Annotated in this window: 14 protein-coding genes; 7 read left to right on the top strand and 7 right to left on the bottom strand. The window is 60.7% G+C overall.

Annotated features, from left to right (window positions below):
* The first annotated feature begins 115 nt into the window (after window positions 1-115).
* Both BSY240_RS14315 and BSY240_RS14310 read left to right on the top strand, forming a co-directional pair.
* A complete protein-coding gene (locus BSY240_RS14315) occupies window positions 116-1,147 on the top strand; it encodes an aspartate-semialdehyde dehydrogenase (protein WP_054150039.1) in 1,032 nt (343 codons plus the stop codon).
* A gap of 177 nt (window positions 1,148-1,324) precedes the next feature.
* Window positions 1,325-2,146: a lytic murein transglycosylase gene (locus BSY240_RS14310; protein WP_054150038.1), complete on the top strand. Its 822-nt coding sequence runs from the start codon at window positions 1,325-1,327 to the stop codon at window positions 2,144-2,146.
* Between the two features lie 72 nt (window positions 2,147-2,218).
* Here BSY240_RS14310 and BSY240_RS14305 read toward each other — a convergent pair whose 3' ends face one another.
* Window positions 2,219-2,872 (bottom strand): carbonic anhydrase, encoded by a 654-nt coding sequence (locus tag BSY240_RS14305; RefSeq protein WP_069042752.1) that lies wholly within the window; start codon window positions 2,870-2,872, stop codon window positions 2,219-2,221.
* A 65-nt stretch (window positions 2,873-2,937) separates the two neighbouring features.
* The gene (pdxY, locus tag BSY240_RS14300; protein WP_069042751.1) at window positions 2,938-3,822 is read right to left on the bottom strand and encodes a pyridoxal kinase PdxY; all 885 of its coding nucleotides are present in this window, start codon (window positions 3,820-3,822) and stop codon (window positions 2,938-2,940) included.
* Window positions 3,823-4,009: 187 nt separating this feature from the next.
* Here pdxY and BSY240_RS14295 point away from each other — a divergent pair, with 187 nt between their 5' ends.
* Together BSY240_RS14295 and BSY240_RS14290 are read left to right on the top strand one after the other, a co-directional pair.
* Window positions 4,010-8,797: an NAD-glutamate dehydrogenase gene (locus BSY240_RS14295; protein ID WP_069042750.1), complete on the top strand. Its 4,788-nt coding sequence runs from the start codon at window positions 4,010-4,012 to the stop codon at window positions 8,795-8,797.
* A 100-nt stretch (window positions 8,798-8,897) separates the two neighbouring features.
* On the top strand, window positions 8,898-10,229 hold the full coding sequence (locus BSY240_RS14290; protein WP_236759380.1) for an MFS transporter: 1,332 nt from the start codon (window positions 8,898-8,900) through the stop codon (window positions 10,227-10,229).
* Window positions 10,230-10,286: 57 nt separating this feature from the next.
* Here BSY240_RS14290 and purH read toward each other — a convergent pair whose 3' ends face one another.
* The 4 genes from purH to htpX all read right to left on the bottom strand — a co-directional run bounded on the left by purH (window position 10,287) and on the right by htpX (window position 16,212).
* On the bottom strand, window positions 10,287-11,903 hold the full coding sequence (purH, locus tag BSY240_RS14285; RefSeq protein WP_069042748.1) for a bifunctional phosphoribosylaminoimidazolecarboxamide formyltransferase/IMP cyclohydrolase: 1,617 nt from the start codon (window positions 11,901-11,903) through the stop codon (window positions 10,287-10,289).
* Between the two features lie 100 nt (window positions 11,904-12,003).
* Complete coding sequence (locus BSY240_RS14280; RefSeq protein ID WP_069042747.1) at window positions 12,004-13,680, bottom strand: heparinase II/III family protein; 1,677 nt, start codon at window positions 13,678-13,680, stop codon at window positions 12,004-12,006.
* Between the two features lie 190 nt (window positions 13,681-13,870).
* Window positions 13,871-15,259, bottom strand: a complete 1,389-nt coding sequence (locus BSY240_RS14275; RefSeq protein ID WP_069042746.1) for an RsmB/NOP family class I SAM-dependent RNA methyltransferase — start codon at window positions 15,257-15,259, stop codon at window positions 13,871-13,873.
* Entirely contained in the window at window positions 15,250-16,212 is a 963-nt protein-coding gene (gene htpX / locus BSY240_RS14270; protein ID WP_069042745.1) for a zinc metalloprotease HtpX, read from the bottom strand. Before htpX ends, BSY240_RS14275 begins: the two co-directional genes overlap by 10 nt.
* A 125-nt stretch (window positions 16,213-16,337) precedes the next feature.
* Between htpX and BSY240_RS14265 the strand changes: the two genes are divergently transcribed.
* Together BSY240_RS14265 and BSY240_RS14260 are read left to right on the top strand one after the other, a co-directional pair.
* Window positions 16,338-16,544, top strand: coding sequence for a DUF1674 domain-containing protein (locus BSY240_RS14265; protein WP_054150029.1), 207 nt, complete (start codon window positions 16,338-16,340; stop codon window positions 16,542-16,544).
* A gap of 88 nt (window positions 16,545-16,632) precedes the next feature.
* A complete protein-coding gene (locus BSY240_RS14260; RefSeq protein WP_236759258.1) occupies window positions 16,633-17,049 on the top strand; it encodes a thermonuclease family protein in 417 nt (138 codons plus the stop codon).
* A gap of 54 nt (window positions 17,050-17,103) precedes the next feature.
* Here the strand turns inward: BSY240_RS14260 and acs are convergent, their stop codons facing one another.
* The gene (gene acs, locus BSY240_RS14255) at window positions 17,104-19,056 is read right to left on the bottom strand and encodes an acetate--CoA ligase (protein WP_069042743.1); all 1,953 of its coding nucleotides are present in this window, start codon (window positions 19,054-19,056) and stop codon (window positions 17,104-17,106) included.
* Between the two features lie 233 nt (window positions 19,057-19,289).
* Here acs and BSY240_RS14250 point away from each other — a divergent pair, with 233 nt between their 5' ends.
* A complete protein-coding gene (locus BSY240_RS14250; protein WP_069042742.1) occupies window positions 19,290-19,991 on the top strand; it encodes a DUF1013 domain-containing protein in 702 nt (233 codons plus the stop codon).
* Window positions 19,992-19,999 lie beyond the last annotated feature (8 nt).

The following is a 19,999-nucleotide window of genomic DNA, read 5'->3' as shown; positions in this document are numbered from 1 at the left end:
TCTGACGTCTTCGGCCACCGCTCTCTCCCCGGCACGGCCGGGGACAAGGAAGGTTGCGCACCCGTCGCGAGCTTCCCCCTCACCACCCGAGGAGAGACAGAAAGAGAGCATAGACATGGGTTTCAAGATTGCAGTCGTAGGCGCAACCGGCAATGTCGGGCGCGAAATGCTGAACATCCTCTCCGAGCGCGGCTTTCCGGCATCGGAAGTCGTGGCACTTGCCTCGGCGCGCTCGCAGGGCACGGAAGTCTCCTTCGGTGACAAGGTCCTGAAGGTTTCCAACCTCGACAATTACGATTTCTCCGACACGGACATTTGCCTGATGTCGGCCGGTGGCACCATCTCCCAGAAGTGGTCGCCGAAGATCGGCGCGCAGGGCTGCGTCGTCATCGACAACTCCTCGGCCTGGCGTTACGATTCGGACGTTCCGCTGATCGTTCCGGAAGTCAATCCGGACGCCATCGTCGATTTCAAGAAGCGCAACATCATCGCCAATCCGAACTGCTCGACCGCCCAGCTCGTTGTAGCTCTGAAGCCGCTGCATGATGTCGCCAAGATCAAGCGCGTCGTCGTCTCGACCTACCAGTCGGTTTCCGGCGCCGGCAAGGAAGGCATGGACGAACTGTTCACGCAGACCCGCGCCGTGTTCGTCGCCGATCCGGTCGAGTCGAAGAAGTTCACCAAGCGCATCGCCTTCAACGTCATCCCGCATATCGATAGCTTCATGGAAGACGGCTACACGAAGGAAGAGTGGAAGGTTCTGGCCGAGACGAAGAAGATGCTCGATCCGAAGATCAAGGTGACCTGCACTGCCGTGCGCGTTCCGGTCTTCATTGGTCATTCGGAATCCGTCAACATCGAGTTCGAGAACGAGATCACAGCCGATCAGGCCCGCGACATCCTGCGCGAGGCTCCGGGCTGCCTTGTCATCGACAAGCATGAAAACGGCGGCTACATCACGCCCGTCGAATGCGCCGGAGAAGATGCCACATTTATTTCCCGTATCCGCGAGGATGCGACGGTTGAGAACGGTCTCAACATGTGGGTCGTCTCCGACAACCTGCGCAAGGGTGCAGCCCTCAACGCCATCCAGATTGCCGAGCTGCTCGTCAATCGCGGCTTGATCAAGCCCCGCGCAGCCGCTTGATCTATTACTGCAGAGGCTTCCCGATTGAACACGGGAAGCCTCGAACGGCGCTTTCAGCTGAAAGTGATCCGATTTGAGACCTTCACGGCCCTACATTAGCTTTGGACGGATGACAGAGTCATCTTTCACTGGCATGGTGCGGCCGAATCGCCCTCCACAGTCCGTTATGAGGCATCAATGCGACTGACATCCACTTTGTCGGCGGCTCTCGTTTCCGTCGTCGCGCTGTTCGCCGGCACGCAACACGCCGCCGCCGCTGCTTGCAGCAACACCTCCGCTGGCTTTGAAGATTGGAGCGCCGCTTTCAAGCAGCAGGCTGCTGCCCAGGGCTTCAGCCCGCGCATGCTCGATAAGGTTTTCTCCGCGGTCAACTATAGCCGCAGCACCATCAGTGCAGACCGCGGTCAGAAGAGCTTCAAGCTCTCCTTCGATCAGTTCATGCAGAAGCGCGGCGGACAGACTATCATCAACCGCGGCAAGACGATGAAGAAGAACAACGCGGCTCTCTTTGCACGGCTTGAGAAGCGTTATGGCGTCCCGGCAGGTCCGCTGATCGCCATCTGGGGCATGGAGACCGGATTCGGCTCCTTCCTCGGCAAGGAGCACACCCTCTCGGCCGTCGCCACGCTCGCCTTCGATTGCCGCCGCAGCGCATTCTTCACCGACCAGTTCTACGCAGCGCTGGAACTCGTTCAGGCCGGCAACCTCGATGTGAACGCCAAGGGCGCAGCCCACGGCGAAATCGGCCAGACACAGTTTCTGCCGCGCAACGTCATTCGCTTCGGTGTCGACGGTGACGGCGATGGCCATATCGACATGGTCCGTTCGCGCGCCGACGCTCTCGCATCGACCGCAAACTTTTTGCGCGGCCATGGCTGGCAGCCAGGCGCCGGCTATCAGCAGGGTGAGCCGAACTACGCCGCCATCCAGGGTTGGAATGCCGCAAGCGTCTACCAGCAGGCAATTGCCTATATCGGCGCGCGGATCGACGCCGAATAATCGACAAGCAAACGGCGGCCACGGGCCGCCGTTTCGCATTTCAGGTAAAGGTGAAAGTCGATAACAGGCTGATCAATTGCCGGTCTCGGCGCCGAGCCGTTCGAAGTCCCTGGTCTTCGGGTCCATGACCCACAATTCCCCATTGCTGATGTCGAACCAGGCACCGTGGATGCGCAGCTTGCCGCGCTCCTCAAGGATCTTCACGCAAGGGAAAGTCCGCAGATTGGCAATCGAATTTCGGATGGAGATGCGCTCGAGGGCCGTCTGGCGCTCGGCTGGCGTCATGGTGGAGTTGCCCTGGATCTGCTCGGCAGCGGGCGCGACGAGGTTCATCCACTTGCCGATGAAATCTCCCGGCGAGAGTGGCTCGGCGTTCGGATCAAGGGCTGCACGAATACCGCCGCATCGCCCGTGGCCCATGACGATGATGTCCTGCACACGCAAGGCCTGGACGGCGAATTCGAGGGCAGCCGAGGTTGAGTGGTACTGCCCGTCCGGCTCGTAGGGCGGCACCATATTGGCAACATTGCGGACAACGAAGAGCTCGCCCGGAATGGAATCGAAGATCACCTCGGGCGCAGCCCGGGAATCGCAGCACGCAATCACCAGCGTATTGGGCTTTTGCCCCTGCTCGGCAAGGACGCGATAGCGGTCACGCTGATCGTGATACCGGCCGCTCATGAAGTTGCGATAGCCGTTGAGAAGTGCGGAGGGAAATTGGCTCATCGCTACCGATTACAGCGCGTGAACGGCACTGGCAACCAAGTGCCGCCAGAGAATTGCCTGGGAAATCAGGAGCCGCTACCGGGCCTCCGCACGGCGGGATGCAAGAGGCGGCGCATCTGTACCATGGCCATGGGGGTCGAAAGGCTGGAGGCGTCACTCTCCAGAGTCAGCTCGTCACCGCCGCGCTTGGCTGTTTGCATCAGAATTTCGAAGACACTGGACGTCGCCAGTTGCAGCGCTTTTTCTTCGTCCATGCCTTCGAGAAGACGCGCCAGAAAGACGGCGGCCAGGAGATCGCCCAGGCCGTTTGGCGGATTGTCGATGAGCCGGTGCTCGGCGAGCAGGGCCGAGCGACCGCTGAGCAGGAGGTTTCCTGTTCCCTTGGCCATCATTGGCACCGCGGAGGTGACCAGCATGCGTTTCGGTCCGAGATCGCCCGCCGCTTCTATGATCGCCTGATTGCTTGGCAGCTCGCGTCCTGCCATCCACTGCAGTTCATAGCGATTGGGTGTCGCAAGATCGGCAAGCGGAATGAGCCGCTCTCGGATGGCCGTTGCGGTTTCGACCGGCACGTAAAGTCCTCCGAGATCGCCAATCACGGGATCGCACACATAGATCAGATCCGAATTCTTTTCTTTTGCAGCCTCAACGAGACGAGCCACGGCTGCCGGCTGGCGGGCGCTGCCGAAGTATCCGGATAATATCGCGGAAACCTCTCCGAGCCAGGGCGCCCTGATCAGGTCATCGATCACGCTGTCGAAGTCGTCATCGGGAAATCGCAGACGCGTCGCCGGACCATGTCCCGGATGCCAGGGAAGCACGATTGTCGGAAGTGCCCAGACTGGCCGACCCAGGACTTCCAGGGCGAACACGGCGGCTCTGTTGCCCACGGATCCTCGGACCACATGGCTCGAAATGACGATAACTGCACCCTTGCTGAATTCGCGCATTTTATGTGATTCGCTTTCTAAGCCAGCAATCGAACTGGAAAGACACCATCTGGTACAAAAATTTCCTGAATCTTACGAATTTGACCGCATATTTTCGCCTGATTTTTTCCTATTCCTGTTCCATACATACTTTTGCAAGCCATTTGCGTGAAGATGAAGCGCAAAGGCGCGATTTACGGAGGGGTACATGGGCAGGACCGGGTTCAGCAAGCGGGATGAATTGCTGGAAAATGCGGAGCAGATGGCGCGAGAACAGGGCGGTGCCCATGTATCGCCCAAAGTCATATTCGGAAGGGCAAGCAACGACGACCTGGATCGCTACGAAGCGTCCATGCTGGCACGATCGGCCTCGAGAGCCGCAAGTGACATTGCGGGTTGGGATCGCACGACACCCCATATCAGCATCGATACCATCGAGGGCGTGAGCCCGAACGGCATTCCGGTCAGCGTTCTCTCCATCGTCGACCATAACAAGTCCTTCCTCTACGATTCGCTGATGGGCGAGGTGACCAGCCACTATCGCGACATCTATATGGCGGTCCATCCTATCCTTGCCGTGACACCGCGCGGTGACATCTCGCTGTCGAACCCGGACTCCGATCCGGAAGGCGCGATCAAGGTCAGCTATATTCAACTTCATCTGGCGCCGCTCTCAGCGGAGCAGTCCGCCGATTTGATAGGGCGGCTCCAGAACGTGCTGGCGCAGGTCAAGATGGCGGCGACCGACTGGAAGCCCATGCTCAATCTGCTGGAAACAGCGCTTTCCGAGCTTCGGGACCTGTCTGCCGGGCGGACCGAAGCCGAGCGCGACGAGGCGGTTGCCTTCGTCGAGTGGCTGCGCAACAACAATTTCACCTTCCTCGGCATGCGGGAATACACCTATTCGGGCGATGGAGCCGAAGCGACCGTTGAGCGCGACAAGGGCAGCGGCCTCGGCATTCTCTCGGACCCTGATGTTCGCGTGCTTCGCCAGGGGCAGAACCAGGTCACGACGACCCCCGAGATCCTCGCCTTCCTGCAAGGTCCCGACTACCTCATCGTCACCAAGGCGAATGTCAAATCCGTCGTCCACCGCCGCGCCTACATGGACTATGTCGGCATCAAGCGCTTCGGACCGAACGGCAAGGTCGCAGGCGAGCTCCGCATCGTCGGCCTGTTTACAGCCACCGCCTATACGCGCTCGGTCAATCAGATCCCGCTCTTGCGCGCCAAGGTCGAGAAGGTCGTGTCCCATTTCGACTTCGACCCTCGTAGTCATTCCGGCCGCATGCTGCAGAACACGCTGGAAAACTATCCCCGCGACGACCTCTTCCAGATCACACCGGACCTGCTGGCAAAGTTCTGCGAACAGATCAACGATCTCTCCGAACGCCCGCGGGTGCGCGTCTTGCCGCGCATCGACCATTTCGATCGTTTCGTCTCCCTGATCGTTTACGTCCCCCGCGAAGACTACAACTCCATGGTCCGCGAGAAGATCGGCCTCTATTTCCAGTCCGTCTACAAGGGGCATGTTTCAGCCTTCTATCCGGCCTTCCCCGAAGGCGGCGTGGCCCGCGTGCACATTATTATCGGCCGACGCGAAGGGACGACGCCTCAGATCCCCCAGGCGACGCTTGAAGAGGCGGTTCGCCAGATTACCGCTCGCTGGGCGGATCGGTTCGCGGCCCTTGCCGGAAAAGGCGCGCCGACGCTTGAAGTGGGGCAGGCATTCGAGGAAGCCTTTACCCCCGAAGAGGCAGTCAGCGATCTCAAGCACATCAAGGCCTGCATCGCTGGAGCCCCGCTGTCGCTCGAATTCCACCAGGTGACGGACGAGCGCGGCCCGCTTCTCTATCTCAAGATTTTCCACATGGGTGATCATCTGCCCCTGTCGCGTCGTGTCCCTCTGCTTGAAAACCTCGGTTTCCGGGTGATCAGCGAGCGTACCTTCGACATCGGCATCGGTCGCTCCGACGACGACCAGAGCGTTGTCGTTCTCCACGACATGGAACTGCAGGTTCCAGACGGGATAAACTTCGACATCAAACAGCATGCGACGCAGGTTGAAGAGGCCTTTCTTGCCGCCTTTACGGGTGCGGTCGATAACGACGCATTCAACCGCCTGATCCTAGCGGCAAGCGTCACTGCCCGCGAAGCATCGGTACTGAGGGCCTATGCCGCCTATCTCCGGCAGGCCGGCGCGGTCTATCCCCTGACCTACATGGCGGAAACGCTGACGAAGCACCCGGCCATCGCAGCGGACCTGGTGACCCTCTTCAAGAACCGCTTCGATGTCTCGCTGGCTGAGAAAAGCCGCAAGACCCGCCACGCAGAACTGCTTGACGCGCTGGAAAGCAAGCTGAACGACGTCAAGATCCTTGATGAAGACCGCATCGTGCGTCGCTACATCAATGCGATCGAGGCGACACTCAGAACCAATTTCTACCAGAAGGGCTATCAACAGAGCGATCGCCCGATGCTTGCCTTCAAGTTCGATCCGCACAAGCTGGAAGGCCTACCCGAACCGCGTCCGTTCCGCGAAATCTTCATCTACGGCGTCGAGGTCGAAGGCGTCCATCTGCGCTTCGGCAAGGTCGCCAGAGGCGGTCTGCGCTGGTCGGATCGCGCGCAGGACTACCGCACGGAAGTGCTTGGCCTCGTCAAGGCGCAGCAAGTCAAGAATGCCGTGATCGTGCCGGTCGGTGCGAAGGGCGGCTTCTTCCCCAAACAGCTCCCCCCTGCGACCAACCGCGAAGCCTGGTTCGCAGCCGGCACGGAAGCCTACAAGACCTACATCCGCACCCTCCTGTCGATCACCGACAACATCGTTGCCGGTGAGATCGTTCCGCCAGCGGAGACCCTCCGGCCGGATGGCGATGATCCCTATTTCGTCGTGGCCGCCGACAAGGGCACGGCGACCTTCTCCGACACGGCGAACGGCCTCGCTCAGGAAGCCGGCTTCTGGCTCGACGATGCCTTCGCCTCTGGCGGTTCTGCTGGATACGACCACAAGAAGATGGGCATTACCGCCCGCGGCGCCTGGGAAACGGTCAAGCGTCACTTCCGTGAAATCGATACCGACATCCAGAAGACGCCGTTCACCGTGGCTGGCGTCGGCGACATGTCGGGCGACGTCTTCGGCAACGGCATGCTGCTGTCGGAACAGATCAGGCTGATCGCGGCCTTTGACCACCGCGACATCTTCATCGATCCCAATCCCGATCCGGCCATCTCGTTTGCCGAACGCAAGCGGATGTTCAACCTGCCGCGATCCAGTTGGCAGGACTATGACCGCTCGACCCTGTCGGCCGGGGCGATGATCATCTCTCGTGCCGAGAAATCCGTGAAACTCACCCCGGAGGCGGCCGAGGCCATCGGCCTTGCAACGACCACCGCCACGCCGATGGACATCATGACGGCAATCTTGAAGGCGCCGGTCGATCTCCTCTGGTTCGGCGGCATCGGCACCTACATCAAGGCGGCGGCGGAGACCGACGCCGAGGTCGGTGATCGCGCCAATGATGCGATCCGTGTCAGCGCCGCGGATGTCCGCGCCAAGGTCATCGGCGAAGGTGCCAACCTGGGTGTGACCCAGAAGGGCCGTATCGCCTACGCCTTGAATGGTGGCCGCTGCAACTCCGATGCGATCGACAACTCGGCCGGGGTGAATTCCTCGGACGTCGAGGTCAACATCAAGATCGCGCTGAGCCCGGCCATGCTGGAGGGACGTCTGCCACGGGAGAAGCGCAATGTGCTGCTCGCCGAGATGACGGACGAAGTTGCAGATCTCGTGTTGCGCAACAACTATCTCCAGTCGCTGTCGATCTCACTTACTGAAGCCAAGGGCGCCGGCAACCGCGAAGAGCTGAGCCGGCTCATGGATTATCTCGAGGGCATGGGGCGCCTTAACCGCAAGGTCGAGACACTTCCGGATTCCGCAGGCGTCGCAGAGCGCTACGTCTCGGGCAAGGCGCTGACCCGACCGGAAATCGGCGTGCTTCTCTCCTATGCGAAGATCGTGCTCTTCGATCAGTTGATCGAGTCGGATCTTCCGGACGACAGTTATTGCGAGGCGACGCTGTTCAACTACTTCCCGGCCGCCATGCGCGATACCTTTGCGACCGACATCGCTGGACATCGCCTCCGCCGTGAAATCATCGCGACGGTTCTTGCCAACCACGCCATCAACCGTGGCGGCCCCGGCTTTGTCGTTTCAGTCTGCGACGCGACGGGGAGCTCTCCTGACACCGTCGTCAAGGCCGCACTGGTCACCCGCGAGGCGCTCGGTCTGACGCCGCTCTGGGACAAGATCGACGCCCTGGACGCCCGCATCCCGGGGCAGACGCAGAACAGGCTCTACGCGATCATCTCGGAGATCTATGCGGCCATGACCCGGTTGCTGATCGATACCGGCTTCGTCAAGGGATCGATCGGCGATGCCGTGACGCAGTTGAAGGCTGCGGTGGCTTCGGCGTCACCCGTGTTCAAGAAGACGGTTCCGGCCGCCCTTCGCCAGCATTTCGACGACCAGATTGCCGCCCTCATCGAAGCCGGCGCACCGCAAGCCCTGGCGGCTGAGGTCGTCAATCTGCAGACCATGCAGCTGCTGCCCGAGATCCTGCAGATTGCCGAGCGAACCGGCGCCGATTTCGCTGGAGCCATGCGCGGCTTCTTCGCTGTCTCCGAGGCCTTCCGTATCGGCCGCATCATCGAGAATGCCGGACGGATCCAGACGACGGACCACTATGACAGTCTGGCCCTGACGCGCAGCCTCGACCGGATCGGTCAGGCACGCAGACAGATCGTCTGTGTGGCGCTGACGAGCCACGGCCAGGATCCACAACCGGTTCAGGCATGGATCGCGACGGACAAGAACCGTGTCGAGCGGATCGGCAAGGAACTGGCATCGATCGTCGACAGCGGCGAACCGAGCATTTCCAAGCTCGCGGTCGCTGCCGGACTTCTGGGTGATCTTGCACAGGACCACGTGAGGTGACACTGTCCCGGGGCTTTAGAGCCTCTGGGGGATGCCTGTGACGACAAGTGAAGACGTGAAGACCAGCCACGGCCCCATCGACAGGGGTGTCCGTGGCTGGATGTTTTTTGACTGGGCAGCGCAGCCCTTCTTCACCGTAGTCACAACCTTCATCTTCGGTCCGTATTTCGTCTCGCGGATGACCGATGATCCGGTAAGCGCACAGACCGCCTGGAGCAATGCCGCGACGATTTCCGGCGTCATCATTGCCATCCTTGCACCCATTCTCGGTTCAATCGCCGACGAGTCCGGGTCCAGGAAGCCATGGATCGCCTTCTTCGCGCTGATCAAGATCGCCTGCCTCGCCCTTCTCTGGACAGCCGCTCCGGGCTCGCCCGTCGCTCTAGTGATGCTGTTGATGATCCTCGCCAGCATCGCGGCGGAATTTTCCATCGTCTTCAACGATTCCATGATGCCGCGCCTCGTCAGCCAGCAGGATGTCGGGCGGGTGTCCAACATTGCCTGGGGCATGGGCTACATGGGCGGCATGATCGTGCTGATCTTCGTGGTGCTCTTCCTTGCCGGCAACCCGACGACCGGAAAGACGCTGATCGGGTTCGATCCGCTGTTCGGGCTGGACCCAGCAGCCGGCGAGGATGCTCGCATCACCGGCCCGATTTCCGCGGTCTGGTATCTGATCTTCATCTTGCCGATGTTCTTCTTCACCCCGGATGCAGCGAAGGGCAAAGCTTTGGGCGCGGCCGTCCGGTCGGGTCTTCGCGAGATCCGCTCGACACTTGGCGAATTACGCCACCGCAGCAATATCCTGCGTTTCCTCATCGCCCGGATGATCTACCAGGACGGCGTCAACGGACTTCTCGTGCTGGGCGGTGTCTTCGCTGCCGCCATGTTCGGCTGGTCGACGATGGAAATCGGCATCTACGGGATCATCCTCAACATCGTCGCGATCTTCGGCTGCCTCGTGGCCGGTCGCGTGGATAGGGCACTCGGCTCCAAAGTGGTGGTCCTGGTGAGCTTGGGATTGCTGATCATTGCCACCTTCGGGATCATCTCGACCGGCGTCGACTTCACCCTCTTCGGGCTGGTGAGCCTGCCCATCACAGGTACCGACGGACTGTTCGCCACCCCCGCCGAAAAGGCCTATGTCCTCTACGGCCTGTTGATTGGCATGTCCTTCGGCCCTGTCCAGGCCTCGTCGCGCTCCTATCTCGCCCGCAGCGTCGAACTGCACGAAGCCGGCCGTTATTTCGGTATCTACTCCTTGTCAGGTCGCGCGACGAGCTTCCTCGCGACGCTCTGCTTTTCGGTGGTAACGGCCTGGTCGGGCTCGCCACGCGCCGGCATGGCCACACTGCTGGTTTTTCTGATTGGCGGCCTCGTCCTTCTCTTGAGGACGAATTACCCGGCAACGGACAAGGGGACGAGCCTATAAAAAATGGCCGGTGGATCGCCCCACCGGCCATTTGTTTTCATCAGCGATCGGGCTTCCTCAATGGCGGAAGTGACGGACGCCGGTAAAGACCATCGCCACGCCGTGCTCGTCGGCGGCTGCAATCACTTCTTCGTCCCGCATTGAACCACCGGGCTGGATGACAGCCGTGGCACCTGCTGCGATCGCGGCCAGAAGACCGTCAGCGAAGGGATAGAATGCCTCGGATGCAACGGCCGAACCCTTGGTCAGCGGTGCCGCAAGGCCAAGCGCCTTGGCAGCGTCTTCGGCCTTCAGCGCTGCAATGCGGGCGGAATCGACGCGGCTCATCTGGCCGGCGCCGATGCCGGCGGTCTGGCCGTCCTTGGCGTAGATGACGGCATTCGACTTCACGTGCTTGGCGATCTTGAAGGCGAACTTCATATCCTCGAGCTCGGTGGCGGTCGGCGCGCGCTTGGTCACCACCTTGAGGTCGAGATCCTCGACCATGACATTGTCGCGGCTCTGGACAAGCAGACCACCGGAGACCGTCTTGGCCATGACGCCGCGGGCGCGCGGATCGGGCAGGGCGCCCGTGGTCAGCAAGCGCAGGTTCGGCTTGGCGGCGATGATCGCCTTGGCCTCGTCGGTGACTTCAGGCGCAATAATGACTTCGGTGAAGAGCTTGACGATTTCCTGCGCGGTCTCGGCATCGAGGAGCTGGTTGAGCGCGATGATGCCGCCGAACGCCGAGGTGCTGTCGCAGGCGAGCGCTCGCTTGTAGGCCTCGACCAGGCTTGAACCTGTCGCGACGCCGCAAGGATTGGCATGCTTGATGATCGCGCAGGCCGGGCCGTTTTCCGGCGGGAATTCGGCGACGAGTTCGAACGCCGCATCCGTATCGTTGATGTTGTTGTATGAAAGCTGCTTGCCCTGCAGCAGCGTCGCGGTCGCAACACCGGGACGGTTGTCGCCGGTGACATAGAAGCCCGCGCTCTGATGCGGGTTCTCGCCGTAGCGCATCTTTTCTTTCAAGACGCCGCCAACGGTCCGGTAGGCAGGCATCTCGATCTCGAGCGCTTCTGCAAACCAGTTGGAGATCGCAGTGTCATAGGCAGCGGTGCGGGCATAAGCTTTGGCCGCAAGCCGTTGGCGCAGCGCATAGGTCGTCTGGCCGTCATTTTCGGAGAGCGCGGCAATCACCTCAGCATAGTCGGCAGCATCGGTGACGACCGTGACATAGGCGTGGTTCTTCGCCGAAGCGCGGATCATGGCCGGTCCACCAATGTCGATGTTTTCAACGGTGGTCGGATAGTCGCCACCGGCCGCGCGAACCTGCTCGAAGGGATAGAGGTTGATCACCGAGAGATCGATGGCTTCGATGCCATGCGCCTTCATCGCCTCGACATGCTCTGCATCATCCCGGATCGACAGCAGACCACCATGGACCAGCGGATGCAGCGTCTTGACGCGGCCATCCATGATCTCGGGGAAGCCCGTGATCTCGGAGACGTCGATGACCGGCAAGCCGGCCGCAGCAAGAGCCTTGTGGGTGCCGCCAGTCGACAGAAGACGTACGCCGCGCTGGTGCAGCGCCTGCGCGAATTCGACGATACCGGTCTTGTCGGACACCGAGAGAAGTGCGGTACGCACGCGCACGAGGTCAGGGGCGGGGATCTTTTTGGAAACGACGGCCATGGTTCACTCCGAGCTGGCGGGCGCCCGGAAATGCGGCAGCGGGCGCGATGCCGCCGCCTAGCACAGCTTCACCTGTGAGGAAACCGCAAGATGCCCGCCATCAGGCGTGATGCGCGAGAAACCAGCGTATTTCCGGCCCCTCGAAGACGATCTCCAGCTGCTGCGACGGACGGATGCCCGAAACATCGGCGAAGAAGACATCTTCACCAATGGCGATTTCGCCGACGGGGATGGAGAAGGACCAGCTCTCGCCATCAGGAGCCACCAGCCTGATCTTCCGATCGTCGGAACGCTCGACGGTGATTGTCGGATGAACATGGAAACGCGCAATGACCTCTGCACCCGGCAGATTGGGAGTCGGCAGGCCGTCCGGCAACAGCAGGCGGTCCCGCCCGGCGATCTTGGTGCCCTGCTCGTTGATCCGGATCTCTCGCTCATGCAGGACACCGAAGCGCTTCACATAGCCGTCGTGCCGTGCCGACAGCCGGTCACTGCCATCGGGACCGGTCTGTCGTTCGACCTCGATTTTGGAGGGGCCCGACAGCATGATCGTGCCGAGGCGGGACGACTGCGCGATCCGCGCCGAGGAAACGTCACCAATGCACACGGTGCTATGGGCAGCCGTAGCACGCGCCAATTGACGGAGCCGCTCCCCTGCAAAGCGCGGTGAGCCGCTATTGATGAGGAAACGGTTCCGTCCGGAGGACAATTCGAACGAGAGACAACCGGCGTGGGCCGTGCTCGAAAGCCGTGCCGAGAGGGGTTTGCCGGTATCGACCAGGATCGTCGTGTCACCACCGGAAAGCCGCTGATAGCCCCCATGCGGCAAGGCCTTGAAGGGCTGCCCTGCCGTCTCGTCATATCTGAGAACACTCATGAGATCGGTGGCCAGCGAGGAACTTGCACCGTTGAACAGAGCCACATCGCCGCTGCTGTGGCGGAAGAAACGCACGGCCGGGTACATGCGGTCGATGACCGGAATAAGCTTGGCGGGAACCTCATGACCGAGATTGATATAGCTTTGGCGCAGAGGCAGAAGGTCGAAAAGCAGATCGACAGAGGCCTGCGGATTGCGCGAGACATGGCTTCCATCCGCCAGAACCTGCCGCTCAAGCTCCCGGTCAAGCAACCGTCCCGCGCGGCGGACTGCCGCCGGACGCGCCTCGGCTGCGATCGACGCCATGGCGATGGCGATGCGCGCCTTGAGGCGCGGGAGACCGTCGGGCATCGAATCGGCACGGCGCTGAAGGTGGCGCACCTGGTGCCCAAGTGAGGACGTGAACCGACGGTAGAAGCCCGCATCGGCTTCGTGCAGCACGATCGGTGAATGCGAAAGCCAGCTGATGATCCGCCGGGACACGACCTCATTGTCCCAGGCGACACCCTTGCTACGGCCGCCATGCAGGCTGATCCACTGGTCCGTGATCCATCGCGCGTTGTCGCAGGCGGCAGCCGTCTTGTCGGCGCGAATATGGCGCAGCCAGCCAAAACCGTGCAGGCGGCGTGCAAACTGGACGGACGGCAGCTCCAGTTCGAAGGGAGATTGACCCTCGGTATCCAGAACACGCCCGGCGAGTGGAAAGCGCCCGTTGACGATCTCATCCGCCACAAACGAGTCGATCGCCCTGAGATCTGTCGGTGCCACGACGACTCGGTTCACGCGGAAAGCACCGCGCTGCACCGCCGAAGGCATAACGATGGCAGCCGCCTGCCGCATGCGTCGCCAGGTTTCGGCGACGTGTAGCGAAATCAGTCGGACGCGATCATTGATTCGCATAATGGTTCCTGTCACCAGATCATGATGATCCAGCCATTCCGGTTGTCCGAGCCCGAGCAATGCGAAGGGATAGCGCCTTCGGGCTCCTGGCGATGGGCACGAAATGACAAGTCATATCGCCGTGCCCCGTTCATGCGGAGCAACGGTCCACGTTCACGCAGACTTCCCAACAGGTTTATTGAGATATTAGTTAAGTTTTAGCAATGACCGCGGCGTAGAAGCCATCAAGCCCGCCATTTTCTCGAAGCATGTCGGGCGTGGTCCTGAACTCACCCTTAGCGGTGATCGCTGCTTCCAGCCCGGGCCAGTCGGCCGGATCGATCGGCTGCAGGCGCAGGTCAGGGATCTCCGCCAACACCCGGGCAACAATCTCTTCGCCTTCGGAAGGGTCAATGGAGCAGTTGGAAAAGACCAGACAGCCACCCGGCTTCAACAGTGTTACGGCGTGACGCAGCAACTTCTCCTGCAGCTCGGCGAGCTTGGCGATATCGGCCGCATTCTTCGTCCAGAGAACATCCGGGTGGCGACGCGTCGTGCCGGTCGATGAACAGGGTGTATCGAGCAGGATCGCATCGAACGTCTCGTTCTCGTCGAGGTCGAGCAGGTTCGCACACCGGATTTCGACCGAAACTCCCAGGCGCTGGAGATTGGACTCCAGACGCTTCAGGCGCGACTTCGATTGCTCGACGGCCAGAACATCGCCGCCGGCGAGCACCAGCTGTGCCGTCTTGCCGCCAGGTGCGGCGCAAAGATCAGCAACCCGTTTTCCTGTGAGATCACCGAACAACTTTGCCGGAATCGCGGCGGCGGCATCCTGCACCCACCACTCACCATCCTCGAAACCTTCGAGCGCGGTCACCGAGCCACGAAACCGCTCGAGACGGACACTGCCGGTCGGCAAAACCTGTCCGCCAAGCCGCGCAGCCCAGCCGGCTGCATCCGACTTTACGGTCAAATCGATCGTCGGGGACTCCAGCTGGGACGCAGCGATCGCAAGTGCTCGCTGATCACCATAGACTGCCGTCAGGCGCGCCATAAACCAATCCGGCATGCAGGGAAGATCATCCACGGCAGCGAGAAGCTCCGCCTTCTCACGACCGATGCGGCGCAGGATGGCATTCACCAGCTTCGAGAAACGACGGCTTCTGGGATCGCCATTGGCCTGCTCCACGGCAAGGTCAACAGCCGAATGATCGGGCACATCGAGATAGAGCATCTGCGCCGCAGCCACGATCAGAAGGTGATGCAGGGAGCGGGCACCGTCCGGCAGCGGAGTGTCTAGCAGTTCCGCAATTATCGCCTCGATCCGCGGCAGATGGCGCAGTGCGCTCTGAAGGATGGCCTTCACGAGGCCGCGATCGGCATCGTTCAACGGCAAAAATGCAGGATTGCCATGCTCTGAATCCAGCATGCCGTCGAGCGACGTTTTCCGATCAATTACCGCTGCCAGGATCCGGCTTGCGGCAATTCGGGCTTCGAGCCCCGGCTTCAAGGGCTGCCGAGAGGCATGATCTCCATGCTTCCTGTTGCCATTGTGCTTGCTTTTCGGTTTGCCCGTCGATGTGTCGTTCAAGACCATGGTCCCTTGGGTGGTTCGGCTTTACCGCGTCCCCAACCGGTGGTCGGAACAGAACGCGCAGTGCGCGTTGCCTTAACAGGGGCCTCAGGCGGCGTCGATCCCCCAGGCCGGATATCGCTCATGGCCATTAGCGCTTCGATACGATTGCGCGTGTTGGGATGGGTCGAAAAGAGGTTGTCCATCCGCTGGCCGTTCAAGGGATTGATGATGAACATATGGGCGGTCGCCGGATTGCGCTCCGCCTCCACATTCTCGATGTGAGACGCGTCGCCGGCGATCTTCTGCAGAGCCGATGCGAGCCAGCGGGGCTGCCCGCAGATCTCCGCCCCGCGGCGGTCGGCCGCATATTCGCGCGTCCGGCTGATTGCCATCTGGACCAGCATGGCAGCCAGCGGGGCAACAATCATCGCGATGAGGACACCGACCAAGCCGAGCGGATTGTTGCGATCGTCACGCCCGCTGGAAAACAGGAAGGCGAAGTTCGACAGCATCGAGATCGCACCCGCCAGTGTGGCGGTGATGGTCATGGTGAGCGTGTCGCGGTTCTCGATATGGGCCAGCTCGTGGGCCATGACACCTGCGACCTCTTCCGGGCTGAGCCGCTGCAACAGTCCGGTGGAAGCAGCAACGGCTGCATTCTGCGGATTGCGCCCTGTCGCAAAGGCATTCGGCTGCGGGTTGTCGAAGACATAGACCTTTGGCATGGGCAGACCGGCATTGCGGGCCAGATCCCGCACCATGACGTAGAATTCGGGAGCCGTCCGCTCATCGACCTCCTGGGCGCGATAGGCGCGAAGCACCATCTTGTCAGAATTCCAATAGGAAAAGAAGTTCATGCCCGCGGCGATGACGAAGGCAATCATCATGCCGCCCCTGCCACCGATCAGGAAGCCGACGCCCATGAAGAGGGCGGTCATGAAGGCGAGCAGCATGGCAGTCCGCATGGTATTCATGTCGTGGTCCTCTAAAAGCAGCGCTCTTGGCAATTCTGTTGCCGTTTTCGCCTGTTGATTTAAAAAGCGCCGACCCCAATTTCAATGTTTGCGCATGAAATGCCGTCTCAGCAAAGGACGATGTGATGTCAGAAGATCGTGAAGCCGAAGTCAGTGTCGAAGAAATGCCGCGTGAACTGAGCCCGGCTGCGAAACGGGCACTCGCGGAAGCGGAGGAGCGACGCCGGAAGGAGGAGGCTCAGCAGATGCCGCCCGAAATTGGCGGACGCGGTGGTGCCGATCCTGCGCGCTTCGGAGATTGGGAGATCAAGGGTCGCGCGATCGATTTTTAAGGAATAATTACCCATTGATTTGCGTCGGATATCGGAATACATTCCTATAATGTTCCGATCAGCACTTGTTCCTTTGACAGTTTTCCCGATGCTGGCGTCCGAAGCGCCGGTAAGCGCATCCAGCCGCCAGATCGAAGGGCCTGTTACGGCCGAGGTCGTGAAGATCATCGATGGCGACACGGTCCTTGTGGAAGCAATGCCTTGGCCAGATCACAAGGTTAGCACCTATGTGCGCCTGCGCGGCATCGATGCGCCCGAGCTGCGGTCGAAATGCCCCGCCTTTCGTGAGGCGGCCCTTGAGGCGAAGAGCGAGCTCACGAGCCTGGTCGCGGGCGAGCGGATGGTGCAGTTGACCGCAATCTCCGGCGACAAGTATTTCGGCCGCGTAGTCGCCGATCTCAAATTGTCGAATGGCACTCGAGCGGCGGAGCTTCTCCTACAGGCAGGTCTGGTCGAGCCCTATAACGGGCGGACGAAAAGCAAGCGGCCATGCCCAAATGACTGACACGAAAAAGGGGCTCCCGGCGGAAGCCCCTCTTTTGATTGAGATCTGTTTTGATCAGGCGATCTTGTTCTGGCGGTTCGCGATCAGGTCGTCCACGACAGCCGGATCGGCCAGCGTCGAGGTATCGCCAAGCGCGCCGAAATCGTCCTCGGCGATCTTGCGCAGAATGCGGCGCATGATCTTGCCCGAGCGCGTCTTCGGCAGACCGGGTGCAAACTGGATCTTGTCCGGCGTCGCGATCGGACCGATTTCCGTCCGCACATGCTTCACCAGATCGGCTCTGAGCGCGTCATTGCCCTCGTGACCCGACATCAGGGTGACATAGCAATAGATGCCCTGGCCCTTGATTGCGTGTGGATAGCCGACGACGGCCGCTTCGGAAACGAGGTGGTGCGAAACCAGAGCCGATTCGACTTCCGCCGTTCCCAGGCGGTGACCGGACACGTTCAGGACGTCATCGACGCGGCCCGTGATCCAGTAATACCCGTCTTCGTCCCGGCGGCAGCCGTCACCCGTGAAGTACTTGCCCTTGTAGGTGGAGAAGTAGGTCTGCACATAACGGTCGTGGTCGCCATAGACGGAGCGTGCCTGACCAGGCCAGCTGTCGGTGATGCAGAGATTGCCGTCGGTCGCCCCCTCCAGAACATTGCCTTCATTGTCGACAAGCTCAGGCTTGATCCCGAAGAATGGCTTGGTTGCCGAACCCGGCTTGAGATTGGTCGCACCCGGCAGCGGCGTGATCATGATCCCGCCGGTTTCGGTCTGCCACCAGGTATCGACAACAGGCGACTTCTGCTCGCCGACGACATTGTAATACCATTCCCAGGCTTCCGGATTGATCGGCTCGCCGACGGAACCCAGAAGACGGAGCGACGAACGGTCCGAACGCTTGACGAAATCGTCACCCGCACCCATCAGCGAGCGGATCGCGGTCGGTGCGGTGTAGAAGATGTTGACCTTGTGCTTCTCGATCACTTCCCAGAACCGTCCCTGATCGGGGAAGGTCGGAATGCCTTCGAACATCAGCGTCGTCGCGCAGTTCGAAAGCGGCCCGTATACGATGTAGGAGTGCCCGGTGACCCAGCCGACATCGGCCGTACACCAGTAGACGTCCCCATCGTGATAGTCGAAGACATATTCATGCGTCATCGAGGCATAGACAAGGTAGCCGCCCGTCGTGTGCATGACACCCTTCGGCTTGCCCGTCGAACCGGAGGTGTAGAGGATGAACAGCGGATCTTCTGCCTTCATCTTCACCGGCGGGCAGTCTGCCTTGACCGTATGCACTTCCTGATGATGCCAGATGTCGCGGCCCGGTGCCCAGCCGATCTTGCCACCGGTGCGGCGCACGACCAGAACCTTGTTGACGATGACATACTGCTTGGCGGCGATGTCGATCGCGATGTCGGTGTTTTCCTTGAGCGGCACCGGCTTGCCGCCGCGAACGCCCTCATCGCAGGTAATCACGAAGGTTGATTCGCAGTCGACGATACGGCCTGCGAGTGCTTCCGGCGAGAAGCCGCCGAAGACGACCGAATGGATGGCACCGATGCGGGCGCAGGCCAGCATTGCATAGGCCGCTTCCGGAATCATCGGCATGTAGATGGTCACGCGATCACCCTTCTTGACGCCGTGCTTCTTCAAGACGTTCGCCATACGGCAAACATGCTCGTAGAGCTCGTTATAGGTGATCTTCTTGTCGATATAGGGGTTGTCGCCTTCCCAGATGATGGCGGTCTGTTCGCCATGCGTCTTCAGGTGGCGGTCGATGCAGTTATAGGAGACGTTGGTGAGGCCGTCTTCGAACCACTTGACGGGAACCTTGCCCTTGAAGGACGTATTCTTGACCTTCGTATACGGCTTGAACCAGTCGATCCGCTTGCCGTGTTTGCCCCAGAACTTCTCGGGGTCCTCGATGCTCTCCTGATACCATTTCTGGTATTTGTCATCATCGATCAGGGCGCGGGTTTTTGCCGATTTCAGCACCGGATAGGTTTTGGCTGACATGAACTCCTCCTCATGTTGACGGGCCACTAATGGCGACCAGGACCGTCCTCCCCGGCCTATCGCCGCCATTCATAGCAGGTGCAACATGGCCAGCAATTAGACAAAGGTCATTCGTGACTTCGCGAATTGCAATTTCGTTACATAATCGCTATAAGGACGCCGAATTCCCGGAAATAGTGGTTTAAACCCACGGCCCGCGACAACCGGCGCGGACCCTCAGAAGGATTGTATCCATGGCCCAGACACTGCTCATGCCGAAGGCGACCGCTGTATGGCTCGTCGACAATACCGCGCTGTCATTCGATCAGATCGCGCAGTTCTGCAAGCTGCACCCGCTCGAGGTGAAGGCAATTGCAGACGGCGAAGCAGCTCAGGGCATCAAGGGCCTCGACCCGATCGCAACCGGCCAGCTCTCGCGCGACGAGATTGGCCGCGCTGAAAAGGACGTGAACTACAAGCTGAAGATTTCCGAGCCGAAGGTCCGCGTCCCCGACTCGAAGCGCCGCGGCCCGCGTTATACGCCGGTCTCGAAGCGTCAGGATCGTCCGAATGCCATCCTCTGGCTGGTTCGCAACCATCCGGAACTGAAGGACGCCCAGATCTCGCGTCTCGTCGGCACCACCAAGTCGACGATCGAGCAGATCCGGGAGCGCACGCACTGGAACTCGGCCAACCTCGCACCGATGGACCCGGTCACGCTTGGCCTCTGCAGCCAGATCGACCTCGATCTCGAAGTCGAAAAGGCATCGAAGGGTCGTCCGCTGCCGACCGCTGCCGAACTCGGCGCGACTCTGCAGTCTGCAAGCGAGACCGAAAACCTCGGCTTCAGCTACGAGCGCGAAGAAGAGAAGGAAATCGACGCCAACGCCGTCTTCGCCAAGCTGCAGTCGCTCAAGTCCGACCGCAAGAATGACGACGAAGACGACCAGTACTGATCAGAGAT

The organism is Agrobacterium sp. RAC06 (genome assembly GCF_001713475.1).
GTDB lineage: Bacteria > Pseudomonadota > Alphaproteobacteria > Rhizobiales > Rhizobiaceae > Allorhizobium.
This window is presented reverse-complemented; position numbering and strand designations above follow the sequence as displayed.